The organism is Bdellovibrio sp. 22V (genome assembly GCF_030169785.1).
GTDB lineage: Bacteria > Bdellovibrionota > Bdellovibrionia > Bdellovibrionales > Bdellovibrionaceae > Bdellovibrio.
Map to the genome: position 1 here is coordinate 2,437,607 of NZ_CP125854.1, position 25,654 is coordinate 2,463,260.

Here is a 25,654-nt window from a genome sequence, read left to right on the forward strand (position 1 = left end):
AGAGACTTATTTAAAAAATCACTATTCAACGATATCTAAGTGATAGCGCTTGTTCAGCTTAGTACCAGCCGCGCGGATGATTGTTCTCATAGCCGCAGCAGTCTTTCCTTGCTTACCAATAACTTTTCCAAGGTCTTCTTTATCAACCTTCAAAGCAAGAAGAGTAGTTTGCTGACCAGGGATTTCATCAACTTCGACTTTTTCAGGTTTGTCCACAAGGGACTTCGCCATGAATTCAACGAGGTCTTTCAAGCTATCCATAATTACCCCCAACAGATAGTACTTTACCACTTACCCGATATTCTACTGAAATCGGGTTCGTTCACAACCACTATTTAGCTTGAGCCAATTTAATAACGTGTTTTACGCGATCAGTAGGCTGAGCACCCTTCTTGATCCACTCTTCAACTTTAGCAAGATCAAGCTCAACTTTTTTATCGTTACCTTTTGGAGTTGGGATGTAAGTTCCAAGAATATCAAGGAATTTTCCAGTTACATAACGACGAGAATCCGCAACAGTGATGCGGTATTTAGGTTCGTGCTTAGCGCCCATACGAGCCAAACGAATTACAACTGCCATGTTTTAAACCTCATGTATCAAAAACAGTAAGACCAAGTGTGTACTGTGTTAACAATTAAATATCAAGCTTTAAAATGGGAACTTCATCCCACCTCGACCCATTCCCATCTTCATGAGCCCACCCATCATCTTTTTTGCATCCTCAAACTGCTTAATCAGCTTGTTCACGTCCTGAACTTGAGTGCCGCTCCCCTTCGCGATTCTTTGACGACGCGAAGCGTTTAAAAGCTTATGGTTGTGTCTCTCTTGAAGGGTCATAGAGCGAATGATCGCCTCAATCTTCTTCATTTCAGCATCCGGCGGAGTCATATTTTTGAGTTGCTTACTCAAATCTCCCATTCCCGGTAAAAATTTCAAAATCGTTTCAAACCCGCCCATCTTTTTAAGCTGTTGGATCTGAGTTAGGAAGTCCTCCAGAGTGAACTCGTTTTTCATGATTTTCTTCGCAGAATCACGTGCCGATTTTTCGTCGATCACTTCCTGCGCTTTTTCAACCAAAGAAAGAACGTCACCCATATCAAGAATACGGCCCGCAAGACGATCCGGATGGAAGACTTCCAACGCGGAAACTTTCTCGCCCACACCGAGGAACTTGATTGGAATTCCTGTCACTTCACGAATGGATAAAGCCGCACCACCGCGCGCGTCCCCGTCTACTTTCGTTAAGATTAAACCTGTCAAACTGAGGCGCTTATGGAAGCCTTCCGCGACATTCACGGACTGCTGACCTAACATCGCATCCGCAACAAGAAGAATTTCTTGCGGAGTCCAGATCTCTTTAAGACGTCCCAACTCGCCCATCAACTCATCGTCGATTTGCAAGCGCCCCGCCGTATCGACAATCACGACGTCGACCATGTTGTCGCGCGCCCATTGTTTGGATTTTTCTAAAATCTCTTCCGGTTTCATCCCCGCTTGTGTTGGGAATGTGGGGATGTTGTTTTGACGACCGAGAGTTTGCAACTGATCAATCGCTGCAGGTCGATAAATATCGGCAGGAACCAAGCCCGGCTTTTTGCCCAACTTCTGGCGAATATACAGAGACAGCTTCGCCGCCGAAGTCGTCTTACCCGCCCCTTGTAAGCCCACGAGGAAAATCACGCTCGGATTTTCACGCACGTTAATATCCACGGCTCCGCCACCCAGAACGTTCACAAGTTCATCGTGAACGATTTTAACAAACATTTGACCTGGATTGACGTTTTGAAGAACTTCCGCGCCTAAGGCTTTGGCTTTCACCTTATCAATAAAGATTTTAACCACTTTGAAGTTCACATCGGCTTCAAGAAGGCTGAGTCGAATTTCTTTGATAACGTCTTCAATATTGGCTTCCGTGATCTTGTTCTGACCACGCACCTTTTTAAGACTTGCCATGATTTTATCAGATAAATTCTCAAACATTTGAAACTCCTGAAGGAACGACTTTTAACACGCCCCGCATTCAAAGCCACCCTGTAATAAGGTTAGTCACGGCGCATTGAGTGATTCAATCGCGAATCTTTCCCGGTATGAGCTACGAAAAAGGGGCACTGACTATGAAAAAACTCGTACTCATTTCTATTCTTGGTGCAGCGATAACAGCTGCAGCTCAACAAGCATCTTATCACTATTCCGCTGCGGAGGGTTTGAAACAAGCTCGCGTTCAGATGGAAAAAGAAACTGAGTTGAAACTTCTTGAGGCTCTCGAGCAACAACGTCTTCAGGAAGAAAGAAACCGCATGAAAACTGTGGAAACTTTGAACTTCAATATGGTCGCTGAACCAACGTCTGTTCCAGCTCCTGCAGCTGTGATTACGACAACAGAACCTGCGACATTCTAAGTCCTCATTTTTTAGTATCACATAAAAGAGGGGGCTTTAAATTCCCTCTTTTATTTTTCTTTATCAGATATTTTATTTCTACCAGCGTTGGAAAGAGCCTTTCTTAAGACTCCAGCGTGCGACAACATAAAAGAACAAAAAGCCCACCACTGAAATCGTGGCTGCGGTCCAGACATTCACGTCACTCACACCCAGAATTCCGTAGCGAAGTCCGTTGATCAGATACAAGAGAGGATTGAATTTAGAAACCATCTGCCAGAACGGATGAAGATGTTCGATCGACAGGAACACGCCTCCCAAATAAGTCAGTGGCAGCAAGATAAAGGCTGAAAACGCCGAAAGCTGGTCAAATGTTGTCGCCCAGAACGCGATGCTAATCCCGATCATTCCAAAAATCAGTCCCGCCACAAGAAGGAAGAACAAAGTGAGCAGAGGATGAGCCACCGTCAGCCATTGTCCCTGCTGATACCAAAGAAATGCAGAGCCAACAATGTACGTGATCAACGCCACCAACGAGCCGCGCACAACCGCGCCCAAACTCATAGCCCAGATAATTTCTTGATCTGTGATGGGTGCCACGCGCAGATCTTCAAGGTCCCCGGAAAATTTAGAAGACACAATGGACGATGACGAGTTTTGAAAGGCATTGTTGATAAGTCCCATCATCATCAACCCGGGAATCAAAAAAGCCAAATAGCTGACCCCTTGATGGGACGCCATTTGTTCGCCTAAGGAAACTCCGAAAATAAGCAAATATAAGAATGAAGATACAAACGGCGTGACAACCGTCTGAACGATCACTTTAAGGAAACGTGCGATTTCTCGCTGAAAGATTGTGACAAAGCCAGACATTACAGAGCCTCTCGCACTTCTTTGTTATTGCTGACAAGTTTTAAGAAAGCTTCTTCCAGATCGCCCTCTTCAATGTGCACGTCTTTGATCAGATTTGTCGGGATGGCGACCTCACTCAGAAACTCCCCTAGCGGTTTGTTCTGGGGAACGATGAAGAGCATTTCTTTGCCCTTTTCCTCGATAAGGAATTGCGAGCGCAAATGCAAAGGCTCTGTCAACACAACGCGGATTTTTTTCTGGGTGTATTGGCGGATGATTTCTTTGGTATCCCCCAAACAAGCCAGAGCGCCGAGATTAATGATTCCCACACGATCACACAGCTGCTCGGCTTCCTCAAGATAATGAGTTGTGAGAAGGATGGACATCCCCTCCCCGCGCAACTCGCGCACGAACTTCCACAGATCTTCACGCAAACTGATGTCGACCCCTGCGGTCGGTTCATCCAAAAGCAATAACTTCGGATTATGAACAAGGGCCTTGGCGATCATCAGGCGACGCTTCATCCCGCCCGATAACTGCTTCACCTTTTTCTTTCGATGTTCGTAAAGAGCCAGTTTGTTTAAAACAAAATGAATACGTTCAGTGTTTTTCCGAAGGCCGTAATATCCCGAATGAAATTGCAGAATTTCTTCGACATCAAAAAATCCAGAGTTGATCACCTCCTGATGAACGACACCAATCTGTCTTTTTGTGAACATAGGATCTTTTGTGACATCCATGCCAAAGACTTTCACTTCGCCAGAAGTGGGGGTTTCCAAGGTCGTGATGGTCGAAATGATCGTCGTCTTTCCTGCGCCGTTAGGCCCTAAAAGACCGAAGATTTCGCCGGGATTGACATTGAAGGAAACACCTTTGACGGCTTCCACAATTCCATCCTGATAGCGCTTACGAAGATTCGTAATTTCTAATGGCAGAATCACTTCTACTCCCCTTCTGAACCCAAGGGTTCATGCCTAACGTGCGCGTGAAATACTGGTGTGGAACTCAACATCAGGATTTTCACGTTTAAGCCAGTTCAAATCCCATTCTTGGTTCACCAAAACGACCGGGTTGTCTTGCAAATCACGGAACATATTCGCGCCGCCCTTAAGATCACTGACCGGCTTGCCGTCGGCGGTTCTTGGCCAACGAGCGACACCGTAAGGCAGGCGATTGAGTTTAACTTCCAGATTGTATTCATCCATAAGACGACGCAACAGAACTTCAAACTGGAGCTCACCGACCGCACCAATGATCGGATCTTGCGGACCGATAAGAGGATCAATGAAAAGCTGAATCGCGCCTTCTTCAGACAAGTGATTTAAAGCTTCTTGCATTTTTTGGCGCTTCAAAGCGTCGCGCACGGACAGGCGACCAAAAAGCTCGGGAGCAAATTTCGGAATGTCTTCAAAATGAATTTTTCCAGAGGCGTAAACGCAGTCTCCGATTGCAAAGTTGCCGGTATCGCCGACACCGACGATGTCGCCTGCATAAGCGTCATCGACCGTTTCTTTATCCGCCGCTACGAATTGACTGGCATAAGACAAACGCAATTCTTTGTCGTGACGAGAATGCTTCACCTTCATGCCGCGCTCAAATTTTCCTGAGCAAATACGAATGAAAGCGATGCGGTCGCGGTGACGACGATCCATGTTGGCTTGAATTTTAAAGACAAAGCCCGTGAAGTTCGCATCACAAGGATCCATTTCCTTATCGTCTTTCGTGCGACGAGGCTGCGGACCTGGTGCGTATTTCGTAAAGAACTGCAGGAAGGTATCCACACCGAAATTTTGTTTCGCAGAACCGAATGTGACCGGCGAAATCGTGCCGCTCAGGAATTCGTTTACATCAAATGGCGGAAGAGCGCCTTCAATCAAATCAAGCTCATCAATCACTTGATCCGCGGACTCTTTATCAAGGTATTCGTAAAGAATCTGATCGTCTTTGCCTTTTTCGAATGGAATGATTTTGTAGTCCTCAACCTCTTCGCGGCGCTGATCGTAAATCCAGATCTCTTTTGTCAAACGGTTGTAAATTCCGCGGAAACGCTGTCCAATCCCCAAAGGCCATGTCACAGGATAACATTGCATATTGAGAGTTTTTTCCACTTCATCAATCAAAGTGAGAGGATCTTTACCTTCACGGTCAAGCTTGTTGACGAATGTAAAAATAGGAATATTGCGAAGACGGCAAACTTCGTAAAGTTTCTTCGTTCGCTCCTCGACACCTTTCGCAACGTCGATCAGCATGCACGCAGAGTCGACCGCCATCAAAACACGATACGTATCTTCCGAGAAGTCTTTATGGCCGGGAGTATCGAGAAGGTTCACGCGCAAACCATCGAAGTCGAAAGTCATGACCGAAGACGTGATCGAGATCCCTTTTTCTCTCTCCATCGCCATCCAGTCGGAAGTCACGGCTTTGGTTCCGCTTTTCCCTTTCACCTCTCCCGTTTCGTGAATCACGCCCCCATGATAGAGCAGCTTTTCCGTCAAAGTCGTCTTACCCGCATCCGGATGCGAGATAATGGCGAAGGTGCGACGGCGTTGAATTTCTTTTTGAACTTGGGGCGTAGCGAGCATATTGCGTGTCCTATTTAAAACATCCTTTTTACGGGAAAACACCGGGGGTTACAAGTATTTGCCGCAGCGCCACCACGAACGACCTCAAGAAAAAACAACCGACGGTGGATTTCGCCGCAAATATGAGCACGGTCATAGCTTCAACTTGGAATTTCGTTCAAATTTCCGGGGTGTTTGAGGCCAAGATAGGGCTTAGACTTGCGGGATTCGCAAATTGCCCTTATAACCTCGTAGAACTTTCAACTCCCCCTGGTTTGGAGCCGGGACTGGATAACTGAGGTGCATATATGACTGCGACGTCGAACTATTATGTTACGACTTTCTATAAATTTCTCGTCCTCTCGGACGTTCCTAAAGTACAACAAGATCTTGAAAACAAAGCGGATGAATTGAACATCAAGGGTCTTATTATCCTGGGCACGGAAGGTTTTAATTCCACAGTGGCGGCCTCTTCGGTTGAGAGCTTCGCAGCGTGGAAGCAGTTTATTCGCGATTACTTCTCTGTTCCGAACTTGTTCTTTAAAGATTCCGTGTCTCCGAAGGCGCCTTTCCGCCGTTTCAAAGTGAAAGTGCGTGAGGAGATCGTGACGACAGGTATTCCTGAGATGATGCCTCCGGAAGGAAAAAATCATCATTTAAGTCCTGCCGAATGGAATCGCGTCCTTAAAGAAGAAAATGACTTTGTGATGATTGATACGCGCAACTGGTACGAATACAAAATCGGCACCTTCAAAGGCGCTTTAAATCCCAACATCGAAAAATTCACGGACTTCCCGCAGTACATTGAAAGCCAAGGTATTGCCAAAGACAAAAAAATGCTGATCTTCTGCACCGGCGGCATTCGCTGTGAAAAAGGCATTCTTGAATTGCAGAAGCAAGGTTATGACAACGTTTTCCAATTGGAAGGCGGCATCATCAACTACATGAAAGAGTTCCCGAACGATCAGTTCGAAGGTGAATGTTTCGTATTCGATCATCGCGTGGCTTTGGATCAAGATCTGCAGCCTTCCACCAAATACGGCTTGTGCCCGCACTGCGGTCAACCTTCTGAAATCAAGATTTCGTGCAAACGCTGCGACTCGGAAGAGTTGATCTGTGTTGATTGCTCTGAAATGGAATTTAGAAAAGACACTTGCTCAAAAAACTGTGCGCATCAGTACAAACTTCATCCCGGCAAGAAAGGCCCCAAACAACTTGTGCCTTTTGAGATCGAAAAGATGAAGGCACTAGGCACCGACGAACTGCCGACCATTCGTGTTTCCAAAACCAAAATCGTCACCGTGAACGACAAAGGCGAATCGGAAACAGTGACGAGCAAAAACTAATTTCCGCCGCCGGCTGGCTGACGTTGCGCCCGGTAAAAATCCCGGGCGAAAAGCCGCACGACCCACGTATCGTTCAGCATCACTTGAGAATTGGAAAGATCTAACTTCACTTGCGAGCGATAATGCGGATCGTATCCTATCGAGCGCGGATCAACACCAGCTGCACTCAGAAATTTCATCATCTCTTGGGCGGCAACGTCCGCATTGTAAACACCGTTGGTATTCAGGTTTTTTTCCATCTGCTCGCAAAAACTGAGTGCTGCGGGTTCCCGGGCCAGTTCCGGCCTTTGCGCAATCGCGCGAGTCAGATAGTGCATGTTATAAGATTTTTGCAGAATCACATCCATATCGGCGATGTGCCCTTTCAAAAAATCTCCGGCACGATAAATTTCATAGTAGAATTCGGCTTTCTTAAGAAGACTTAGATCTTGAGCCTCCTCGGCCCGCACAATCATATCAACGACGGACTGCATGCCCGGCGCGCGAAACACGTAACGCAAAATGGGCGCGGCCGTTTCCACCAAAGGGTCTTTTTCTTCTTGCGCGAGACTGTGAAAAAAGTATTTTGAAGACGCGCTTTCGGGATCTCTTAAAAGATCACTCTGGGACGCTTTTTCAAGATGCCGGCATCCTGTGACGAGCGGTTTGCGAGAATCAACGAAGTCTTCGAGTAAAACCTTTGTCGTATCCATCACGATTTGATTCTGCGGGATCGGCGGTTCTGAGGATTTTTTAGAAGGCCCTTTTGCAGACTCCGCGGCTTGGGCTACGGCCCCTTTCATAAGAGGATTTGTTTTCATCCGAGAAACTTTTCTGTCACCGGCATTCCTGTCTGCTGCCGCAAGCGCCGGAGGCGTCAGACTTTTTTTAATTTCAAAAGCGGACGGCAGGCGCGAAAGCCCCCACACGATCAATCCTACGAAAGTGGCAGAGAGAACAAAAAAACTGACGGAAACGATTTTGAAAGCGCCTTTCCAGTTCATGAATATCTCCTCGGCGGAGGCGAATACAACATGGATTGTTTTACGTGACAATAAAGCTGCCGAAGAAACAGGCGTTCCTTCGGCATTCTTAATCTATTGAAAGTACTCTTTGCCTTTACCTTGCAGACTTGAAATATCACCGGGCTTGTCATACTTCTGCAAATCATCCACGACCGATTTCACGCCCGGAACGCTTTGCACGCAAGTGAGCAGCTGATCGACCTCTTTTTTAAGAATGGGTCCTGAAAGAGTCACACGGCCATCAACAGCATACACATGAATGGCGCGCGCATGACTGACTTTGCGCCCAAACTCGGAGCGCACCCGCTGCTCGAGAGTCGCATCGTCGATCTCCTCTTGGCGCATGTGACGTTGAACTTCTTTGACCGTGCCACGGGCGCGATTTGAGAGATCTTCCGTGATTTGTTCGCCTCGTCTTTCAATTCTTTTCGCTAAACTAAAGAATTTATCGCGTGCGACAGCTCTTCTTTGATTTCCTCTTGTTGGATCAAAGAAGTACATCGCAGCAGCACCCAACGAGGCACCGAGAAGAAAGCCCATGACACCGCCACCTGATTTGTCTTTTGACTCGTTCATATTTTTTCTCCTGCTTTGGGGTTATGAGGAAATTCTCATTCAGAAAAAAAAGAAGCAGAAGTCGAGATCAGAAAGTTCGGCTAAGAGACAAAATGATACATGGTATTATCTTTCAAATAACAAAGATGAAGCATTGACCTTACCGAGGATGTCACCTATAACTGTCCTTCTAGCGTAACGCTTTGTCGCGGGGTGGAGCAGTCTGGTAGCTCGTCGGGCTCATAACCCGAAGGTCGTAGGTTCAAATCCTGCCCCCGCAACCAATAAAGGCTCGATGGTAAACCATCGGGCCTTTTCCATTTTTATGGATTCTTCGCAACTCGCTTTTCTCTCCAGACAGCATTGACACAAACCTGCTCTCCCACGATCCTGTAATAATGCCATTTTCTGGCATTAAGGAGCAGAATTCATGTTACCGAAGATTCATCAACAGTTCTTAGATGAAGCTTTATCAAAGTTACAAGCTGACTTGCGAATTTTGGGAGTGGCGGGTGCCGGATCCCTTATATCTGGAAAAATGGATGAGTATTCCGATTTGGATCTTATCGTCGTTGTGCCTGATACGAAATTCAACGAAATCATGGCCGAAAGATTCAAAATTGTTGCAGGATTGGGAAACCACCTCACTGGCTTCACGGGAGAACATGTCGGAGAGCCGAGACTGATCATTTCTCTTTTTGACGAACCTCTTTTGCACGTCGATGTTAAGTTTGTCTCCCTTTCTGATTTTGGCAATCGAGTTGAAAATCCCGTCGTGCTTTGGGAAAGGGACACAGACTTGTCGGATACTATCCAAAAAACGACTCCGCACTACCCAACGCCCGACTTGCAATGGATCGAAGACCGTTTTTGGATTTGGATTCACTACGCAGCTTTGCGCCTTGGCCGAGGTGAATTATTTGAAGTGATTGATCATCTCTCCTTCATGCGACAAGCCGTGTTTGGCCCCTTATCCCTGGTGCAACACGGACATTTACCCCAAGGAGTACGTAGGCTGGAGATGTTGGCCCCTCGGCATTTAGAAATGATGAAGCAGACGGTTGCAGGCTATGAACGCTCTTCTTGCGTGCAAGCGATAAGAGCTGCGATCGAGTTGTACCGAACTCTTCGATCCGAAGCCTCCTTGAGCACACTTGTTTTAAAAAATGAGGCTGAGTCGGCTGCTGTTGCCTACTTTGAGCAAGTCGCATCGACTTAAGTTAAGAAATCAAATACAAATGACCCTATCTGCTGATATCGAAACAGGCCCTGACGCAACCCGCAACCTAGTTCCTTCGTTTTCGAACAGCAAATAGGTGCATGAATTTATTATTTTCGCTAAATTAGAGCCTTTAGAGGACACATCATGCAGCCAGGAAAACCAGAAAATAAATTTGCACCCCCTTCTGACGTTAAATCTGTTTTGAGCAACCACAAAAAGCCCAAGAAGGTCACGGTCACAGCCGGCATGCCTTACGCCAACGGCCCTCTGCATTTAGGTCACTTGGCGGGAGCTCACGTTCCTGCTGACATTTACGCTCGCTGGATGCGCATGTTGATCGGAGCCGAGAATGTTCTTTTCGTTAACGGCAATGACGATCATGGTTCCACGAGCGAAGTCGCCGCCGTTAAAGCGGGAAAAACAATTCGTGAGTTTATCGACACGATTCACGAACAACAAAAAGCGACTCTAAAAAAATACTCCATTCAAACGGATGTGTTCACGGGAACTTCCCGTCCAGAGACCTATCCTCTGCACGAAGCTTACTCACAGGATTTCTTGCGCCGATTGTATAAGAACGGTCTTTTAGAAAAACGCATCACAAAACAGTGGTTCGATCCGAAAATGAATCGCTTCCTGCAAGACCGCTTCGTGCGTGGGACATGCCCGAACTGCGGCAACAACGAAGCTTATTCTGACGAGTGCGATGCCTGCGGCACTCAGTTTGATCCAAGCACACTGAAAGATCCACGCAGCCAGTTGAGCGACGCCCAGCCGGAGCTTCGTGATACCGCTCACTGGTGGCTTGATATGTGGAAGGTCGCAGATCCTTTGAAAGCTTGGATCGAGACGAAACAAAAAGTATGGCGTTCTGCTGTCGTTCAAGAAGTGAGCAACACTGTTTTGATCGGCTGTCGTTTTGAAAACACGCACGAAGAAAAATACAAAGAGATCAAAGAGACTTTGCCAAAACATAAATCCCGTTACGTTCCCGGCAAAAAAGTCGAGTGCTTGTTTGATACGAAAGCGGATCTTGCAAAAGCGCAACAGGTTCTTGAAGCCAACGGTATTCCTTCTGTCGTCACAGACAAATGGGGCTATCGCCCAATCACGCGCGACGTTTCTTGGGGTATTCCTGTTCCGGCAGAGCTGGATCCGGAAATGAAAGGCAAAACTCTTTACGTGTGGCCGGACTCATTGATCGCGCCGATTATTTTCACGCAAGTGGCACTGACGCAAGCAGGCCGCAAAGCGGATGAGTACAAAGATTTCTGGTGTGATCCTGACGCAACCGTCGTTCAGTTCTTGGGACAAGACAACGTGTTCTTCTATACGATCATGCAGGGTTCGATGTGGCTTGGTCACAAGGAAGATCCGCAGCATCTTCCGCAAAAAGGTGATTTGCAAATGACGGAAATTTTGAGCTGTTACCACTTGATGGTGAACGGCGAAAAAATGAGCAAATCCAAAGGCAACTTCTATACCGGAGATCAACTGCTTGAGATGGGCTATGCGCCGGATCAAGTCCGTTATTTCCTGGCGATGTTAAGTCTTGCGGTGAAAGCTTCGAACTTTGATTTCGAACACTTCAAAGAAAGAAACAAATTCCTTGCCGGCCCGATGAATGCCGCTTTCGAAAAACCGATTTCGGCGTGTCACTCGAAGTATGGCGGAAAAGTTCCTGAAGGAAAGTTGATCGGCAAAGCGGAAGCTGAAACCGTAAAACTTGTGCAAATGTATTTGCGCTCAATGCAAAAAGGCGATTATGCCATTTTGTTGGGCCAAGTTGAAAACTATGCAAGACAGATCAACTCGCTCTTTTCGCAATACAAACCGCACGATGACCGTGCCCCCGAAGCGGAAAGAAAAGATGCCTTGTTCACGTGCTTCTATGTGCTGAAGAATTTGATGATTATGTTGGCACCGTTCGTTCCAGAAACAATGAACGAGCTTCGCAAATCTTTAAATTTGCCTGAAACTGTATTCAGAGCCGAAGAGCTTGGAACAGGCATTCCTGCAGGTCACGTCATTAACGCCAAAGGGGTTTACTTCCCGGCTGTGGCAGACGAAGCTTCGAACTCTTAGTGCGAAGCTTGCACGCGTTTTTGCAACGTCCCCTGTGATTCTTTTTGCAGATTTAAAATCTCTGCGTAAGCATCCCCTTGGATACCCAGAGCCTGTGCGAAAGCCGGCTCTGTTTTTATCTTCTGCGCACGCAGCAACTGAATTTTCCTTTTCAAAGGCCATCCACCGCACTTTAAAAGACGTTCTTCTGCTAAGAAGTGTCGATACGCTTTTTGTTGGACGGTCTCGCGATTCTGAACAAAAATCTCGAAAGGAATTTCGTCGAATCGGAAGTTCGCCATCAGCGTATCCAAACCGTCCACCACAAGCTTTTGAACTTTAAAATCCGGGATCTCAGAATAATGCTCGCGCAGTTCTTGCTCTATCTGACTCAGATCATCCGCGCGCAAAAGAATATCCAAGTCTGAGCCCGCTGTCGCGATATCCAGCGGAAAGGTTCCCGCGACAAGCGGATCGTATTTTTTGAAGTCCTTAAGGATGCGTGATTCTTTCAAGGCCTTGTACACACGCTGATTCTTTTCAAGGTTGATAACAGAGTTGAGCGAAAGTAGATGAAATTTTAGATTTCTTTCTCCCAAACAGATTTCAAGCTCTTGATTAAAATCTTTCGCCAGGCCTCCGTGATCCATTTTCAGAGCCTTGTATTTTTCCATGAGGTGCGCCAACGGCATATCACAAACGACTTCAATATGCTCAAAGCCTTCGGGCGTGGGCTTTGTCGGTTTCGGCGCCGGAAGCTCGACAACTTCAATAGACCAATTCATAAACGGCACTGCGGAATGCAGTTTATAAGTTGCAATAGGACGACCGTTCACGTCGCTTTCAATCAGAAGATCTGCAAAGCTCGCGAAGCTTTTCTTCATTTCAACGTAGCGCTCGATACTGCTCACACGATAACAAAGATGATCGATATCCCAGTGTTCTTCAATCTGCACTTGATGCTCTTGAAGTTCGGAAAAAAGTTTTTGCAGGAATTCTTGAGCTAAAGAATGAAAATGGGCGGCTGTCATGAGCCGCATACTACAAGTTCTTGAAGACTTTTTGAATGGGAATGATCTTTTCGCCTAAACAATCGGCAGCGCCGCAGACTTTAAGTACAAGCTGATCCGGATTCTTTTCAGAAGACACAAAGTCTGACTCACCGCCCACTAAAATACCGAGGAGTTCGTGCGTTTCAGATGAAAAGACTGGAGACCCCGAGTTGCCCGCAAAAACGTCGAGATCAGAAAGTACAATATTGCGGTCTAGAGAAAGGATCTGACCCTCGGCCTTTTTCTTAAATGCTCCGAGCGGATAACCAAGAGTATAGATTTTGCCTTTGAGCTTCGGCGAAGAATTAGAGATGCGCACCGAGGTCCCTAAAATCGGGGCGCTCAGACGCAGAAGTGCATAGTCCAAATCTTCAGCATTTTCCTGTGCAATAACTTCCGCACAAGTACGAGAGATCACGTCCTCTGTTTTGCTGCTCTGAAAGTTAAAAAGAAAAACCGTTTCTTTGCAGGGAGCAAACCTTAGACAGTGCGCGGCCGTGAGAACAACATCGTCTTTGATTAAAACACCCGAGCAGTGAGCCACGGCGGGCTGATCTGTCCACGAAAGAGGATGACGTCCGTACAATTCTGACACGGTCGCCACCGAATTCCCCACGAGATACTCTGTTGCCACGCTTTGGCTGGTGAGCGCCACACTCACACTGGCATTCGGGGTTTCGAGATCCACTTCGACTAGGGAATCAGTCCCATAAATCACGGCACTTTGAGACGGCGTTTTCTCAATAATGCCTGTTGCGGGATCCAACCCGCAACCTAGCATCTGAAATAAGAGCAGTCCTAAAAGAGCGTGAAGCTTATGCATTAATGGCCTTTCGAGAAATCCATCTCGTCCGCATGGGCTTCAGGCAGGTGTCCTTGCACCCAACGCTCTTCGAGATTTTCTGCAAGCACGGCTTCATTCTCACTTCCAATAGCGAAGATCTTGTACGTCGCTGTCGCCACTTCTTTTCCATGGCGGTCCGAAATCGCCATTCTGACAAGAGCGTCTTTGTCCCCTTGAGCGGCTTTGCGAACGTCGTCAAGTTGCACAACAAGGCTTTCAGAAACGGACACGCCATTCACCGTCGCTTTTGGCTTAAGTCCCGTGCGCTCGGCATCAACACCCGTCAATACAAATTTCATAGCTTGGGCATCCGCAGTCATATCAATCTGCAGGTCCCAGTGATGCGCGATCGCTGCGGATTTAGGACGAGACATTTTAACAAAGGCGCCATTTTTATATGCTTCCAACTGCGCGGGCGATTTCGTCTCGACGAAATTCATGAGTTCGGCGTAAGTACCGCACTTCACTTCGGGCTTTGCGCAAACTTCTTTTGCAAACTCATAAAACACTTCGTAATAAGCGCCGCTCATCCATTGTGAAAAGTGATGGCCAATGTGCACGGGTGCTCTGTTGCCGTAATAGTTTTTCTCGAAGTATGAGCGGTACAATGTCATCATATTCTTTTTCACCTTCGCTTTTTGCGCAGGTGAAACCATATTCAAGCAGGCTCTGTTTTTATTTGCTTTCACTTCCTGGTTCTTCTTGGCATCAAATACCGTCAGAGCCATGGTTTGCGGCTCTTCAGAAAGCACACGCGCGGAATCGCGCACACAAAAGTTATAATCCATTGAAATCCAGCGGCGAGCTCCGCCTGGTTCTTGAATTTCTGCCAATGGGAAATTCCAAGTGCCATACTCATTTCGCTGAGGCCAGTAAGTTTCACGATTTACTTTCGACGTATCATAGGAAATACCGAACTTGGGAAGATTTGACCAAAGCCCTTCACTCACACCCAATACAGGAGCGCGGAATCCTTTGATGTCCTCTTTGCCAAAGAGCCACTTTCGGGATTTCATTTTTACGGAACGCAGATCATTGAGTCGGAAAACGTTTTCAACGATATTATAAAACTGTTCAAACTCGCTGCGCCAGTCAGCCTCACTCCAAGCCAGATTCCATTTCCAAAGAATACCGCCACTGCCGTCGCGCTGGCATTTTCTTGTCGCCGGATCGATATGACATTCTTTATAGCCGCCATCGAAGTGCCCCACGGCATGGGAGCCGATCTCGTGCCCTTCACGGTAAGCATCGTTCATATGGTCGATGCGAATCCCGATATCTTGATTGTCATCACCCCACCCGATCGCAGAACCACGATTGCGAACCGTAACGACCTCGCCTTTGCGGGTTTCTAAACGATATCCAGGAGGTTGATAATTGGAAGAAGTTTCCGGCGTTAAAAGATAGACGGGATTTATAAAGTAAGTAAAACGCGTGTCGACGCCTTTTTGCTTCAGCTGTTTTGTAAAATCACGGGAGTATTGCCAGACTTCATTGTTATAAGAACCGTCAAACGCAAAAAGAACAAACTGAGGCGGTCTTTGCACGGTTTTATTTTGCGCCCAAGAAAACTCCTGCGCAAAAATCATCGAAGCGATAAAACCTTTCAGCAACCAGCCTTTTTTCATGCGTCCTCCCTATCCGTTCTGTAATGGATAGCAAGGAGCATACCTCTATTACGCCTTCTTAATGAAAGCTTGCATGTCTATTTCTTAATCAAGAGACGATTAAAGGTGCTGTCTAAAAATGAGACAGCACCTTTAATCGGACTACTTCTTGACCGACTCAATGGAAACGGCCATCGCTTCTGTATAGGTCGCTTCGATCTGATCACCGACTTTGATGTTCTTCATTACGTCAGGCTGGGGTATTTGCAGCACGACGATTTTTTGCGGGCCTTGCACAGTGACCTGCTGATTTTTCTGATCGACTTTGATGACATTGCCGCGGGCTTTGACCGTTTGTGAAGCTACGCCCGCAGGTTTTTCGCCTTTCTTAGCACGATCCATTTCCGATTCTTCCGTGCGCATAAGAGGTTCGCCGCCGCCTTTTTTGAGTTCAAGCGCCAGAGACTCCATATAGCTCACGCGCAGAAGATCGCCTTTTTTGATTTTATCAAAATTCTGAATTTCGTCCCCGGCGGTGACGGTCATCTCTTCGCCGCTTGCGGGTTTGAGTTTTAATTGTCGCTTCTTTTTATCGACAGACACGACTTTAGCTTCGACTTCCACCGCGTCGAAAGCCTCCATGGATTTTCCATCCGAGCTTGTTCCTACAACTCCGCTCGGAGGAGACACCACAGTGTCTTGCGCTTGAACTGCGGAAACGCCCAGCAAAGAAACGACCGAGGAAAACAACACGGCATATTTCATATCGAGTCCTTTTTAAGAGTAGTTGATAAAAATCTTCTCTTACTGCAACAAACCTAGTTTAGGAGGTCAATGAGTCTGAGTTGAGATTGCGTCGCTACAAATTTCTTATACCAAAATGAGGACTTAGATAGAGCTACCTTCAACAAATCCCTCTATTCCAACACGGAATCTCTCCCCCTTTTAGCAAAGAGTTCGTTTCGGCTTTTAGGTTTCGATCTCTTCCGTTACCGTGACTCCTCAACAACCTACATCCAATGGAGGAAAAATGCTTAAGTTCATTGCGCTCGCACTGACTGTATGGACTGTCGCCGGAGCAGCTACAAGCTGGGCCGAGACTGAAACGGAAAACACTCAGCCTTTCGTCGTCGCAGGTCCGCCGGCCACACTCACACCTCTGCATGACGATCCCACGACACCCGGATGGTCACCATGGCTCAACATTGGTGGCATCGGAACTTCCGATCCCGCGGCCTGCTCGCGCGACGGTTATAAAACCGATGTCTTCGTGAGAGGCACGGACAATGCTCTTTGGTATCGACACTGGAATGGTTTTTCGTGGTCTGCGTGGGTTTCATTGGGTGGCGTGCTGACGTCTTCTCCGGGAGTTGCGTGCTGGGGTCCGAACCGCATCGACGTCTTTGTGCGTGGAACTGACAATGCTCTCTGGCAAAGAACTTTCCGCCGTAGCTGGCAACCGTGGGTTTCTTTGGGCGGAACTCTTGCTTCCGGTCCCGGAGTTTCTTCATGGGCGCACGGACGCCTTGATGTGTTCGTCAGAGGCACCGACAATGCTCTATGGCACAAGTGGTTCACACGTGGCTCATGGTCCGGCTGGGAATCTTTGGGAGGCACTTTCAAGGATGATCCTGCGGCTGTGTCTTGGGGTAACAATCGCATCGACGTTTTTGTTCGAGGCGGTGACAATGCTCTTTGGCACAAATGGTGGAATGGCTCGTGGTCAGGATGGGAGTCTTTGGGTGGTATTCTGACTTCATCTCCTGACGCCGCTTCGTGGTCTAATGGCCGACTGGATGTTTTCGGTCGCGGCACTGACAATGCTCTTTGGCATAAATGGTTCCAGGGCTCATGGTCCGCTTGGGAATCTTTAGGCGGCACCTTGACGTCGGGACCTGGCGCGACTTCTTCGGCTCCAGGTCGATTGATGGTCTTTGTTCTTGGAACAGACTTCCGCGTTTATTTCCGCGCGTATCGTAACTAACGCGAGTTCAATAAAAAAGGCCGCCTTGCCGTGGCCTTTTTTATGCTGGTGCACTGAGGAGCTCTTTCACGCGAAGACGTAATTCTTGATAAATGGAAGAATCGCCGACCATTTCAATATTCACTTCATAATCGACCGGAACACAGAGAAGTTCTTTGACGGGTTCACTCATTCCCACGATGTTTTTACGGCGCAGAGGCTCTTTAAAAACACTTTCAAGAGCTTTTGCCTGATCGCTGGTATAGAGAATCAAAGCGCGGAAGTCTTGAGCTGCTGGAGAAGGAGGATTCTGTAAAGCCTGAAGGATCGCCGTGAACTGCAGGGCCTCTAACGTTTGTTCCGCGACCGCAATTCCCGAGCGCAGAGCTAGAACATGATCGTCGGAAGTAATACAGTGAACCCAAGCACCCGCTTTGGATTCTGAATCAAGCTCAGCATAGAAGTAGATCTTGAAAACCGTCACTCAACCGATTGTAAACACCCCCATGTCTACAATCAAGTTTTAGTTTGTAGCCGGATAAATATTTTTCTTAGAGCACCGCTAACACTCTTAAAAAACTATGACGCGCCTTAGAGTCCAGCTTCATCGCATTCTCGTGAATTTTTATGGCAGCCCAACACGTCTCCTCGTCATCTTTGATCAAATAATTGTGCAAAATTTCAGCAAGTTTGAATTGCTCTTCCGGGCCATTCACGCTGACAACCTGAAGCAAGCCTTCTTGAAATTCTTTTTGAATGTTTTGGTTGTCGAGGGGCTCGGCGCGCTGGATGGATTGTTTTGCCGCGGTCAGAGAAAGAGCGATCCACGTTCTGGCGCTCTTTTCGCCGATTTGGGCAAAAGCTTGCGTGATATCTTTTTGTGATGTGCCTCCGCGAATGTAGGACACGCAAAGTTCCGGCGAACTCTTGGCCATAGCGATGCGAATCTGATTCCAGGTATCGAGTTCTTGAGGAGACAGCCAATACAAACCATTGTGCGCACTTCGCGAAACAAAGGCGGCCACCTCAGACGCCGGCATGCGCGACAGCTTTGCTTTCACCACTGGATCTGCGAAAAATTCTTTTTCCAGTTGCACCGCTATTTGGTCCAGGCTGTTTTTTTTAGCCGACGTCACATAAAAAAGACCCATCACCAGGGCGCCTAAAGTCACTCCTAAGGCGGCTTTCGCTATATTCTCTTTAGCACTCATACACACCTCTTAGATAAGACTAGGGAAGCTCGTTAAAGAGTTAAAGCTTTTTAAGTTTTATAAATTAAAAATGACGAGAGTCGGTCCGGCTTATGATATCTGACACAGTGGCCGCGCTGCTAAAACTTGTTATAATATTCTTGGAGGCTTTTATGGATAAAAGCAAAATTCCAAAATCCACTGTCAACGAAAGCAAACGTTTTGATTTCGGCGGACGCGCTTCTGAAAGAAAAGCGCGGGCTTCAGGTTATACAAACAAAGAAGGCAAGGCTGTCGATCTGGCGAAAAAAGATGTTCCTGGTACTCCGACGGGAGCACTGACGGATATTGGAGCTGGCCGCTCTTCCGCCGTGCGCCCTTCAGAAAAAAAGAACCGACATTAAAGAAGCTCTTGCGGAACCTGACTGATAATGGCGCCGACAAAGAGGGGGCGCCATTGCTGTTCGCGCAGCCCGAGCATAATATCAAAACGGTCGCCGACACGCAGACGTTGGCAAATCTCTTTATTGAGAGCCAACACTCCCAAGCTTTCGCCGCTATCCCGCGCCAGCGTCACGGTCTGCCCGGAAACTTTTGTTACAAGCACCATCCCCCGATACATTCGTTCGTATTTCTTTTCCGCCGAAGCCGGCTTGCGCAAACTCAATTCCTCTTTTTCTATTAACGAAAAAAGCTGGAGCAAAATATCTTTGCGGAAGTTTTCTTTTTTAAAAAAATCGTTCATTTGCAGGGAATTATTTTCTGAACACTGAAACATGGGGCACTCCTTTTTTTTAAAAAAATCAGAAGTGCAATAAGAGGTCTCAAACTTATGGAAAATGAAGGCGCTCAGAAATCTTAAGAATCCGAATCACGAATAAAACAGTTTTGCCATTCGGGATGTTTAAAAAGTTTTCGCAACGCCTGAGCCAGCTTTGTTTTACCGGGCTCTGTGTGCGGCCAGCTCGACGCCCCACTCGGATGCGGAAGGGCAATCACTTCCACGTCCTCACCGTGGAATCGCGCTTTCAGCGGTTTCCCGACGACGTCATTCAGTGTGCTCTTCTTAGAAAAGACTTCGGGACCTAAGACTTCAGAAATAGCCAGACGACCCACGGCTATGACCAGTTTCGGTTTCAAAATACCTATCTCTTTTTGCAGATGGCGCCGACATTGCGCAATCTCTGCGGCTGACGGTTCACGATCGCCATGTCCGCTGGGTGATTTGCCGGGAAAACACCGTGCGACAGCGCCAATGTAGACGCGCTCTCGCACGTCTTCTTCGGTAACGCCTCCCTGAGCCAACCACTTGAACAAAGTCTTTCCCGCAGTGTAAGCCCACGGTTTTGCAAAACGCGCTTCATGAGGACCGGGTGCTTGACCAATAAGAAATACCGCCGAGTCCACGGGCGCGCCATGCACAGGGCTTCCGCACATCTGCGGGCAAGAGCGGCACTCTCGAATCTGTTTTTGAATACTCGCAAGCTTTCTTACTTTCGACATTTTTCTACTATAAGATATTTTTGTGTTTTGAAAAACCCTGGACGGAAAGACAGTTCCCATTCATGCATTCGCACATCCCGTCTTTAAGATATTAGCCCTTGCTGCGAGCTTTTCCTAAGATAACGACTCCACTCATATTTGGAGGAAAGATGGCACAACTCTCAGAGAAAAAAGTCGCAATACTCGCCACCGACGGTTTTGAAAAAGCGGAGCTTTTGGATCCGAAAAAAGCTCTTGAACAAGCAGGCGCTGAAGTGACCGTGATTTCGTTAAAGTCGGGGCAAATTAAATCTTGGTCGGAAGGCAACTGGAGTGATCCTATTCAGGTGGATCTCACGTTGGATAAAGCTCGCCCGGAAAATTTCGATGCACTGATGTTACCAGGAGGCGTGATCAACCCGGATAAACTTCGTATGGAGCCCAAGGCCGTCGAATTTGTTCGTTCTTTTGTGGATTCAGGAAAACCCATCGCCGCTATCTGCCATGGGCCGCAAACTCTTATTAATGCCGAAGGCGTGGAAGGTCGACGCATGACATCTTGGCCGTCGCTGCGTGCAGATCTTGAAAACGCCGGCGCCGAGTGGGTGGATGAAGAAGTCGTCACCGATCAAGGCCTGGTCACAAGCCGAAAGCCCGCAGACATCCCCGCCTTTAATCGCAAAATGATTGAAGAGTTCGCCGAAGGACGTCATCAAACTCCGCAAAGCAAAGCGGCGCGCGCTGAACAACGACCTCGTCACTAGAAAAAAAGCCCGCACTAGCGGGCTTTTCTTATTTCCTTCTAGAGAAATGAATTTGACAAAGATATGATTTCAGAAAAGATTTTATCGATCTTTTCGAGGAGGATATCTTTGGCGTTTCGATGGTTAGGAAAATCAGCAGATGGTAAAACCGTCACCCTTCATAAACTTGAAGGCTGCCCCGTGACTCCCCCAACTTATTCCGTTCCCGCTTGGATCGAAATGAACGCAGACATCGTGCGCACGGGAATCGTTTTGGACGTGGAAACGACAGGCCTGAATCAAGCCGAAGATGCCATCATCGAAATCGGTATCAGACAGTTTCTTTTCAATCGCAACACCGGCGAAATTCTGGGCTTAGGAAAATCTTACTCGAGTTTTCAAGATCCGGGTCGTTCCATCTCTGCAGAGATCACAGAGTTGACGGGAATCACGAACGAAATGGTCGAAGGTCAACAGATTGATTGGACTGCCGTCCACTCTCTTTTTGAAGAAGCCAGCGTGGTGATCGCACACAATGCACGTTTCGATCGTCCCTTTATTGATCGCAAGGCGAAAATTTCCAGCGAGAAAATCTGGGCATGCACTGTAAAACAAATTTCTTGGAGCGACAAAGGTTTCACGAGTTCCAAGCTTGAACTTCTGAATATCTATCATGGCTTTTTTACGGACTCACATCGCGCGATCAACGACGTCGATGCTCTTCTTTATCTAATTAGTCTTCCGGATGCGGAAACACAAAAGCCTTATTTATTCGAGTTGTTAAATAACGCCCGCCGAACAATGACACAAGTTATTGCGAGTGCCGCTCCGTTTGAATCAAAAGATCATTTAAAAAGCCGCGGCTATAGCTGGGACAGCACCAATCGCTTCTGGGCGAAAACGATTTTTAAAGACGACGTTCACGGCGAATTAAAGTGGCTTGAGGAAACTGTTTATTGCGGGCCTTTTGGGGGCCTTACCCGCGATATAGCATTAAACGACGCATTTAAAACTTAGAAGATCAAAATAAATTTTATTCAAACAAAAGCGCTGACATCAGCGCTTTTTGTTTTTGCAGACTTGACGAATCTCACCGGGGACTCATGTTTACTATAATCCCCCGCCCTTTATTCGGGGAAAAAGTGAGGTACACATGTCTTACGTCTCTGGTTTTGTCCCAGTGATTCCTCTCAAGAACTCAGTTTTGTTTCCTGACATTAGTATGCCCTTACGAGTCGGAAGAGAACGAAGCATCTCTGCGTTGCAGAAAGCCTTGCGAGAAACCCAGTGGATTGTGTTGTTAACACAAAAAAATCCTCAAGCGACGGTAGAAAAATTTGAAGATCTTTATCAAATAGGAACACTTGCTAAAGTCGAGTCGTTCCGAATGGATGAAGATGGAAGTTACAGTATTTTTGTCAAAGCACGCCAGCGTGTGCAGGTGGTGCAACACAAAATTACGGATGGTTTTTTCGAAGTGCAAACGGAAGCCTTGGAAGATCGCGGTTATCTGGATAAGAAAACCGAGGAAGCTCTTTTGGAAAGTCTGCACGAACTTGCGGAAGATCTGTTGGATCAACTTCCCGGCAATACGAAACAAGTCAAAGATGTTCTGAATGAAATTGAGGATTTGCAAACGCTTGTAAATATGTGCGCGGCTTATGCGGATATTTCCCCGATTGAAAAGCAGGAGCTTTTGGAAACTGTCGTTCTAAAAGATCGTGCTTTGAAATTATTGGATCGCCTGCAAGATCTTAAAGAACGATTGAAAATTCAAAAAGGCATTCGCGATAAACTCAACGAGTCCTTCCAGCAAACGCAAAAAGAAAGTATTTTGCGCGAGCAAATGCGCGTGATCCGCGAAGAGCTTGGCGAAGGAGAAGGCGAAGATCTTTTCAAAAAATTCAAGGACCGCATCGACAAGGCCGGAATGCCGCAAGAAGCTTTGGATTTAGCACGCACACAGCTAAAACGTCTTGAGACAATCAATGCCGCTTCTCCTGAATATCAGATGATTCGCACGCATCTAGAATTGATGCTGGATCTGCCGTGGTCTAAATCTTCCGCGCAAAAAGAAATCGATTTGGATGCTGCGGAAAGAATTTTGAATGAAGACCACTATGGACTTGAGAAGATCAAAAAACGCATTCTGCAGCATTTAGCGGTGATGAAACTGCGTAAAAGCCATCAGGGTTCGATCCTGCTCTTCATTGGCCCCCCTGGGGTTGGCAAAACATCTTTAGGAAAAAGTATTGCGCGCGCCTTGGGTAAAAAATATGTGCGCGTGAGCTTAGGCGGCGTTCGTGATGACGCGGAAATTCGCGGGCATCGCAGAACATACATCGGCGCTTTGCCCGGACGTATTATTGCGGGAATAAAAAAGGCGGGAGAAAACGATCCGGTCTTTGTGCTCGACGAGATCGATAAACTGACACGCGGTTTTGGCGGAGACCCCGCCTCGGCGATGCTGGAAGTCTTGGACCCTGAGCAAAACAACTCGTTCCAAGACCATTATTTGGATACGCCGTTTGATCTTTCAAAAGTGTTCTTTATTGCCACAGCCAACTCTCTGGAAGGCATTCCACTGCCTTTGCTCGACCGTATGGAGGTCGTCGATTTAAGTGGTTACACTTTGGATGAGAAAAAACAAATCGCGCAGAAATATCTTTGGCCTAAACAGCTTAAAGAACACGGTTTAGACGAAAAATCTTTAAGTATTACGGATGAAGCGTTAACGGCGCTTCTCACGCACTACACTCGCGAAGCCGGCGTTCGCGATTTGCAAAGAAAGATTGCGACGATCTGTAAGTTCATGAGTTTAAAGCTTGTGAAGATAGACGGACAAGGTTTGGTCGTGACTGAAAAAGACCTGGAAGAAATTTTAGGCGCTGAACGCTTTCAGTCCGATATGATCGAAAGCCTTTTGCCTCCGGGAGTTGTCACGGGCCTTGCCTGGACGCCTGTGGGTGGCGACATCCTTTTTGTCGAGTCGGCGCAAATGAACGGTACCGGCCAATTGCTCTTGACGGGACAACTGGGCGAAGTGATGCAAGAATCCGCGAAGATTGCGTTGAGTTTGTTGAAGTCACGTCTGCCGCTGTACGATCCTCTTTTGGATTTCAGCAAAAAAGACGTGCATGTTCACGTCCCCGCTGGAGCCATTCCTAAAGACGGTCCTTCTGCAGGCGTGACGATGCTCGCATCGATGGCCTCTCTGTTCTTGAATAAGTCCGTGAGTCCTAAGATTGCGATGACCGGTGAAATTTCCCTGCGCGGCACCGTTTTGCCTGTGGGTGGAATTAAAGAAAAAGTCATCGCGGCCCATCGCGCCGGCGTTCGTGAGATCATCTTGTGCCGTAAAAACGAAAGAGATCTTAAGGAGATTCCGGCAGAGGTTCGTAAGGACATTCATTTTCACCTCGTAGATAACGTGAATGAAGTTCTTAAACTCACAGTGGGTATCGAGCTGCCAAAATGGAATCAATCCTCGATCAATCCAGGAACTCCCTTGCTTCCCGCAGGGTGAGTTCTCATTTTGAGACAGAGTTTCCCGGGATTCTTTAACACTGTTAGCGGAGACTTTACAGGTGTTAAAGAATTTCCGCCCGAACTCGCTCCTGGCTCGCTGTTTTCTTGGCTCCGTCCTTGCTTTAGAGACTCGCAAGGGAGGATCTTGATGATGAAAACAAAGATCTTAATTACAGGGGCTTCGGTTATTCCAAAAAAACTCAAAGAAGAAAAATCTTTCGAGTGCAGTCTGGTTGAAAACCCCTACGAATTGCGTTCCGCTTTACAAGGCTCTGAAGGAGATAAAATCATTGTGGCCTTCTTGCCGTTCCTTGAAATCAGGCACTTCGAACTTTATACGTTTATTCAGAAGACAACACCCCATGTGAAAACTGTTTTTGTGGTGAACGAGCTTTCCAGCAACATGAAGCTGAAACTGAAACACAACAAAGACTTTATTGTCCTGTGGAGAACGGAAGAAGGCCAAATCAAAGAAAACATTATGACCTATCTTGAAGGCCGCGACATCCGTTTGCGCCAAGATCGCCGGGAGCCTCATCCTATGAAGGCCCTTTTAAGTCCTTCACTGCTCCCGCAAGGCACCGCCAACAAAGGCTTTCAGCCCATCTTGGGCGGAAGCTTTGAGAATCTTTCCGCACACGGGTCTTGCCTGCGCATTAAAGCTCCGTTTTATGACAAGAAAGACTTCGTGAATCTGACGTATCAGACGAACGAGGGCGAGTTTGTCACGCTCGAAGGTCAAGTGCGCTGGGCAAAATGGAATGAAAAAGAACAAACCCAGGAACTGGGCGTTCACTTTGTTTCAACATAACTCAAGGGTCCTCACGGACCCTTTTCCTTGTGACGCTCTGTTACTCCCAACCTACATATTGCTTCGTGTTCTAAACTGTGAGTTGATTGTTTCATAGGGGGAACCTATGACGAAAACACTTCTTGCAATGCTTGCAATTCCAACTTTTGCAATTCTTATGTCACAGAGTGCTTGGGCCCGGACGGTTTATGTTTCGGGTCACGGCGCTGAGAACTCTTTCTGCAACGCCAATAGCGGATATTTTTGTTTCGACAATATCAAACGGCGCGCAATCTCTGAAGGCGAACGCGATACGCGATGGACTTGCGAGATGAACCAGCGTGGGCGCTCGCTCACGTACACCTTGTCTTGCAACACATATTGCTCGCCAAGCTACCTTCCGCCGAATCATGACGGCACGTGGGTGAATTGCCGTTCGGACTGTCGTATGCAATGTGAAGTGCAAGATTAA

General features: G+C 47.2%; 27 protein-coding genes and 1 tRNA gene. 12 read left to right on the forward strand and 16 right to left on the reverse strand.

Features of this window, described 5'->3' with window-relative positions:
- Nucleotides 1-21 precede the first annotated feature (21 nt).
- The 3 genes from QJS83_RS11765 to ffh form a co-directional block, all read right to left on the reverse strand.
- Entirely contained in the window at nucleotides 22-261 is a 240-nt protein-coding gene (locus QJS83_RS11765; protein ID WP_041875527.1) for a KH domain-containing protein, read from the reverse strand.
- 70 nt (nucleotides 262-331) lie between these two features.
- Entirely contained in the window at nucleotides 332-580 is a 249-nt protein-coding gene (gene rpsP / locus QJS83_RS11770) for a 30S ribosomal protein S16 (RefSeq protein WP_284605064.1), read from the reverse strand.
- A gap of 69 nt (nucleotides 581-649) precedes the next feature.
- Nucleotides 650-1,981 carry a signal recognition particle protein gene (gene ffh / locus QJS83_RS11775; RefSeq protein ID WP_284605066.1) on the reverse strand — a complete coding sequence of 444 codons (1,332 nt, stop codon included), beginning with the start codon at nucleotides 1,979-1,981 and terminating at the stop codon, nucleotides 650-652.
- Between the two features lie 134 nt (nucleotides 1,982-2,115).
- Here ffh and QJS83_RS11780 point away from each other — a divergent pair, with 134 nt between their 5' ends.
- Nucleotides 2,116-2,400 (forward strand): hypothetical protein, encoded by a 285-nt coding sequence (locus tag QJS83_RS11780; protein WP_284605067.1) that lies wholly within the window; start codon nucleotides 2,116-2,118, stop codon nucleotides 2,398-2,400.
- Nucleotides 2,401-2,478: 78 nt separating this feature from the next.
- Here the strand turns inward: QJS83_RS11780 and QJS83_RS11785 are convergent, their stop codons facing one another.
- The 3 genes from QJS83_RS11785 to QJS83_RS11795 are packed head-to-tail and all read right to left on the reverse strand — an operon-like array spanning nucleotide 2,479 to nucleotide 5,813.
- On the reverse strand, nucleotides 2,479-3,252 hold the full coding sequence (locus tag QJS83_RS11785) for an ABC transporter permease (RefSeq protein WP_284605068.1): 774 nt from the start codon (nucleotides 3,250-3,252) through the stop codon (nucleotides 2,479-2,481).
- On the reverse strand, nucleotides 3,252-4,172 hold the full coding sequence (locus tag QJS83_RS11790; RefSeq protein ID WP_284605070.1) for an ABC transporter ATP-binding protein: 921 nt from the start codon (nucleotides 4,170-4,172) through the stop codon (nucleotides 3,252-3,254). Before QJS83_RS11790 ends, QJS83_RS11785 begins: the two co-directional genes overlap by 1 nt.
- A gap of 33 nt (nucleotides 4,173-4,205) precedes the next feature.
- Nucleotides 4,206-5,813, reverse strand: coding sequence for a peptide chain release factor 3 (locus tag QJS83_RS11795; RefSeq protein WP_284605072.1), 1,608 nt, complete (start codon nucleotides 5,811-5,813; stop codon nucleotides 4,206-4,208).
- A gap of 287 nt (nucleotides 5,814-6,100) precedes the next feature.
- On the opposite strand from QJS83_RS11795, the gene trhO reads away from it, so the two are divergent.
- Nucleotides 6,101-7,138, forward strand: a complete 1,038-nt coding sequence (gene trhO / locus QJS83_RS11800; protein ID WP_284605074.1) for an oxygen-dependent tRNA uridine(34) hydroxylase TrhO — start codon at nucleotides 6,101-6,103, stop codon at nucleotides 7,136-7,138.
- On the opposite strand, the gene QJS83_RS11805 is transcribed toward trhO, so the two are convergent.
- Complete coding sequence (locus QJS83_RS11805) at nucleotides 7,135-8,121, reverse strand: hypothetical protein (RefSeq protein ID WP_284605077.1); 987 nt, start codon at nucleotides 8,119-8,121, stop codon at nucleotides 7,135-7,137. The genes trhO and QJS83_RS11805 overlap by 4 nt on opposite strands.
- 93 nt (nucleotides 8,122-8,214) lie before the next feature.
- Complete coding sequence (locus QJS83_RS11810) at nucleotides 8,215-8,718, reverse strand: BON domain-containing protein (RefSeq protein WP_284605078.1); 504 nt, start codon at nucleotides 8,716-8,718, stop codon at nucleotides 8,215-8,217.
- A gap of 186 nt (nucleotides 8,719-8,904) precedes the next feature.
- Here QJS83_RS11810 and QJS83_RS11815 point away from each other — a divergent pair.
- From QJS83_RS11815 to QJS83_RS11825, 3 genes are all read left to right on the forward strand, one after another.
- Nucleotides 8,905-8,981: transfer RNA gene (locus QJS83_RS11815), tRNA-Met, on the forward strand.
- Between the two features lie 146 nt (nucleotides 8,982-9,127).
- Nucleotides 9,128-9,916 carry an aminoglycoside 6-adenylyltransferase gene (locus tag QJS83_RS11820; RefSeq protein WP_284605080.1) on the forward strand — a complete coding sequence of 263 codons (789 nt, stop codon included), beginning with the start codon at nucleotides 9,128-9,130 and terminating at the stop codon, nucleotides 9,914-9,916.
- A 147-nt stretch (nucleotides 9,917-10,063) separates the two neighbouring features.
- Nucleotides 10,064-12,004 (forward strand): methionine--tRNA ligase, encoded by a 1,941-nt coding sequence (locus QJS83_RS11825; protein ID WP_284605082.1) that lies wholly within the window; start codon nucleotides 10,064-10,066, stop codon nucleotides 12,002-12,004.
- Here QJS83_RS11825 and QJS83_RS11830 read toward each other — a convergent pair.
- The 4 genes from QJS83_RS11830 to QJS83_RS11845 all read right to left on the reverse strand — a co-directional run bounded on the left by QJS83_RS11830 (nucleotide 12,001) and on the right by QJS83_RS11845 (nucleotide 16,251).
- A complete protein-coding gene (locus tag QJS83_RS11830) occupies nucleotides 12,001-13,014 on the reverse strand; it encodes a VOC family protein (RefSeq protein ID WP_284605084.1) in 1,014 nt (337 codons plus the stop codon). The two genes, QJS83_RS11825 and QJS83_RS11830, sit on opposite strands and share 4 nt — an antisense overlap.
- 10 nt (nucleotides 13,015-13,024) lie before the next feature.
- The gene (locus tag QJS83_RS11835) at nucleotides 13,025-13,858 is read right to left on the reverse strand and encodes a trypsin-like serine peptidase (RefSeq protein WP_284605086.1); all 834 of its coding nucleotides are present in this window, start codon (nucleotides 13,856-13,858) and stop codon (nucleotides 13,025-13,027) included.
- Complete coding sequence (locus QJS83_RS11840; protein WP_284605088.1) at nucleotides 13,858-15,507, reverse strand: polysaccharide deacetylase family protein; 1,650 nt, start codon at nucleotides 15,505-15,507, stop codon at nucleotides 13,858-13,860. Before QJS83_RS11840 ends, QJS83_RS11835 begins: the two co-directional genes overlap by 1 nt.
- A gap of 141 nt (nucleotides 15,508-15,648) precedes the next feature.
- Nucleotides 15,649-16,251 (reverse strand): hypothetical protein, encoded by a 603-nt coding sequence (locus QJS83_RS11845; RefSeq protein WP_284605089.1) that lies wholly within the window; start codon nucleotides 16,249-16,251, stop codon nucleotides 15,649-15,651.
- Between the two features lie 265 nt (nucleotides 16,252-16,516).
- On the opposite strand from QJS83_RS11845, the gene QJS83_RS11850 reads away from it, so the two are divergent.
- Nucleotides 16,517-17,470 (forward strand): PLL family lectin, encoded by a 954-nt coding sequence (locus QJS83_RS11850; protein ID WP_284605091.1) that lies wholly within the window; start codon nucleotides 16,517-16,519, stop codon nucleotides 17,468-17,470.
- A 40-nt stretch (nucleotides 17,471-17,510) separates the two neighbouring features.
- Here the strand turns inward: QJS83_RS11850 and QJS83_RS11855 are convergent, their stop codons facing one another.
- Together QJS83_RS11855 and QJS83_RS11860 are read right to left on the reverse strand one after the other, a co-directional pair.
- Entirely contained in the window at nucleotides 17,511-17,933 is a 423-nt protein-coding gene (locus QJS83_RS11855) for a hypothetical protein (protein ID WP_284605093.1), read from the reverse strand.
- Nucleotides 17,934-18,000: 67 nt separating this feature from the next.
- Nucleotides 18,001-18,660, reverse strand: a complete 660-nt coding sequence (locus QJS83_RS11860) for a hypothetical protein (protein ID WP_284605094.1) — start codon at nucleotides 18,658-18,660, stop codon at nucleotides 18,001-18,003.
- A gap of 152 nt (nucleotides 18,661-18,812) precedes the next feature.
- On the opposite strand from QJS83_RS11860, the gene QJS83_RS11865 reads away from it, so the two are divergent.
- Nucleotides 18,813-19,043 (forward strand): hypothetical protein, encoded by a 231-nt coding sequence (locus QJS83_RS11865; RefSeq protein WP_284605096.1) that lies wholly within the window; start codon nucleotides 18,813-18,815, stop codon nucleotides 19,041-19,043.
- On the opposite strand, the gene QJS83_RS11870 is transcribed toward QJS83_RS11865, so the two are convergent.
- Complete coding sequence (locus QJS83_RS11870) at nucleotides 19,040-19,417, reverse strand: hypothetical protein (RefSeq protein ID WP_284605098.1); 378 nt, start codon at nucleotides 19,415-19,417, stop codon at nucleotides 19,040-19,042. The genes QJS83_RS11865 and QJS83_RS11870 overlap by 4 nt on opposite strands.
- Before the next feature lie 80 nt (nucleotides 19,418-19,497).
- The gene (locus QJS83_RS11875; protein ID WP_284605100.1) at nucleotides 19,498-20,142 is read right to left on the reverse strand and encodes a uracil-DNA glycosylase; all 645 of its coding nucleotides are present in this window, start codon (nucleotides 20,140-20,142) and stop codon (nucleotides 19,498-19,500) included.
- 149 nt (nucleotides 20,143-20,291) lie between these two features.
- Here QJS83_RS11875 and QJS83_RS11880 point away from each other — a divergent pair, with 149 nt between their 5' ends.
- The 5 genes from QJS83_RS11880 (at nucleotide 20,292) to QJS83_RS11900 (ending at nucleotide 25,654) form a co-directional block, all read left to right on the forward strand.
- Nucleotides 20,292-20,885, forward strand: a complete 594-nt coding sequence (locus tag QJS83_RS11880) for a type 1 glutamine amidotransferase domain-containing protein (RefSeq protein WP_284605101.1) — start codon at nucleotides 20,292-20,294, stop codon at nucleotides 20,883-20,885.
- 108 nt (nucleotides 20,886-20,993) lie between these two features.
- The gene (locus QJS83_RS11885) at nucleotides 20,994-21,881 is read left to right on the forward strand and encodes a 3'-5' exonuclease (RefSeq protein WP_284605102.1); all 888 of its coding nucleotides are present in this window, start codon (nucleotides 20,994-20,996) and stop codon (nucleotides 21,879-21,881) included.
- Between the two features lie 136 nt (nucleotides 21,882-22,017).
- Nucleotides 22,018-24,390: an endopeptidase La gene (gene lon, locus QJS83_RS11890; RefSeq protein ID WP_284605103.1), complete on the forward strand. Its 2,373-nt coding sequence runs from the start codon at nucleotides 22,018-22,020 to the stop codon at nucleotides 24,388-24,390.
- A gap of 150 nt (nucleotides 24,391-24,540) precedes the next feature.
- Nucleotides 24,541-25,203, forward strand: coding sequence for a PilZ domain-containing protein (locus QJS83_RS11895; protein WP_284605104.1), 663 nt, complete (start codon nucleotides 24,541-24,543; stop codon nucleotides 25,201-25,203).
- Nucleotides 25,204-25,309: 106 nt separating this feature from the next.
- Nucleotides 25,310-25,654 (forward strand): hypothetical protein, encoded by a 345-nt coding sequence (locus tag QJS83_RS11900; RefSeq protein ID WP_284605105.1) that lies wholly within the window; start codon nucleotides 25,310-25,312, stop codon nucleotides 25,652-25,654.

Excerpts from the sequence above, each read along its gene's own strand:
- QJS83_RS11845 (WP_284605089.1), bottom strand. The coding sequence starts at position 16,251 with ATGAAATATGCCGTGTTGTTTTCCTCGGTCGTTTCTTTGCTGGGCGTT.
- QJS83_RS11780 (WP_284605067.1), top strand. The coding sequence starts at position 2,116 with ATGAAAAAACTCGTACTCATTTCTATTCTTGGTGCAGCGATAACAGCT.
- lon (WP_284605103.1), top strand. The coding sequence starts at position 22,018 with ATGTCTTACGTCTCTGGTTTTGTCCCAGTGATTCCTCTCAAGAACTCA.
- QJS83_RS11895 (WP_284605104.1), top strand. The coding sequence starts at position 24,541 with ATGATGAAAACAAAGATCTTAATTACAGGGGCTTCGGTTATTCCAAAA.
- QJS83_RS11840 (WP_284605088.1), bottom strand. The coding sequence starts at position 15,507 with ATGAAAAAAGGCTGGTTGCTGAAAGGTTTTATCGCTTCGATGATTTTT.
- QJS83_RS11765 (WP_041875527.1), bottom strand. The coding sequence starts at position 261 with ATGGATAGCTTGAAAGACCTCGTTGAATTCATGGCGAAGTCCCTTGTG.
- QJS83_RS11820 (WP_284605080.1), top strand. The coding sequence starts at position 9,128 with ATGTTACCGAAGATTCATCAACAGTTCTTAGATGAAGCTTTATCAAAG.
- QJS83_RS11870 (WP_284605098.1), bottom strand. The coding sequence starts at position 19,417 with ATGTTTCAGTGTTCAGAAAATAATTCCCTGCAAATGAACGATTTTTTT.
- QJS83_RS11825 (WP_284605082.1), top strand. The coding sequence starts at position 10,064 with ATGCAGCCAGGAAAACCAGAAAATAAATTTGCACCCCCTTCTGACGTT.
- QJS83_RS11810 (WP_284605078.1), bottom strand. The coding sequence starts at position 8,718 with ATGAACGAGTCAAAAGACAAATCAGGTGGCGGTGTCATGGGCTTTCTT.
- rpsP (WP_284605064.1), bottom strand. The coding sequence starts at position 580 with ATGGCAGTTGTAATTCGTTTGGCTCGTATGGGCGCTAAGCACGAACCT.
- QJS83_RS11835 (WP_284605086.1), bottom strand. The coding sequence starts at position 13,858 with ATGCATAAGCTTCACGCTCTTTTAGGACTGCTCTTATTTCAGATGCTA.
- QJS83_RS11805 (WP_284605077.1), bottom strand. The coding sequence starts at position 8,121 with ATGAACTGGAAAGGCGCTTTCAAAATCGTTTCCGTCAGTTTTTTTGTT.
- QJS83_RS11795 (WP_284605072.1), bottom strand. The coding sequence starts at position 5,813 with ATGCTCGCTACGCCCCAAGTTCAAAAAGAAATTCAACGCCGTCGCACC.
- QJS83_RS11785 (WP_284605068.1), bottom strand. The coding sequence starts at position 3,252 with ATGTCTGGCTTTGTCACAATCTTTCAGCGAGAAATCGCACGTTTCCTT.
- ffh (WP_284605066.1), bottom strand. The coding sequence starts at position 1,981 with ATGTTTGAGAATTTATCTGATAAAATCATGGCAAGTCTTAAAAAGGTG.
- QJS83_RS11850 (WP_284605091.1), top strand. The coding sequence starts at position 16,517 with ATGCTTAAGTTCATTGCGCTCGCACTGACTGTATGGACTGTCGCCGGA.
- QJS83_RS11880 (WP_284605101.1), top strand. The coding sequence starts at position 20,292 with ATGGCACAACTCTCAGAGAAAAAAGTCGCAATACTCGCCACCGACGGT.
- QJS83_RS11865 (WP_284605096.1), top strand. The coding sequence starts at position 18,813 with ATGGATAAAAGCAAAATTCCAAAATCCACTGTCAACGAAAGCAAACGT.
- trhO (WP_284605074.1), top strand. The coding sequence starts at position 6,101 with ATGACTGCGACGTCGAACTATTATGTTACGACTTTCTATAAATTTCTC.
- QJS83_RS11830 (WP_284605084.1), bottom strand. The coding sequence starts at position 13,014 with ATGACAGCCGCCCATTTTCATTCTTTAGCTCAAGAATTCCTGCAAAAA.
- QJS83_RS11900 (WP_284605105.1), top strand. The coding sequence starts at position 25,310 with ATGACGAAAACACTTCTTGCAATGCTTGCAATTCCAACTTTTGCAATT.
- QJS83_RS11860 (WP_284605094.1), bottom strand. The coding sequence starts at position 18,660 with ATGAGTGCTAAAGAGAATATAGCGAAAGCCGCCTTAGGAGTGACTTTA.
- QJS83_RS11875 (WP_284605100.1), bottom strand. The coding sequence starts at position 20,142 with ATGTCGAAAGTAAGAAAGCTTGCGAGTATTCAAAAACAGATTCGAGAG.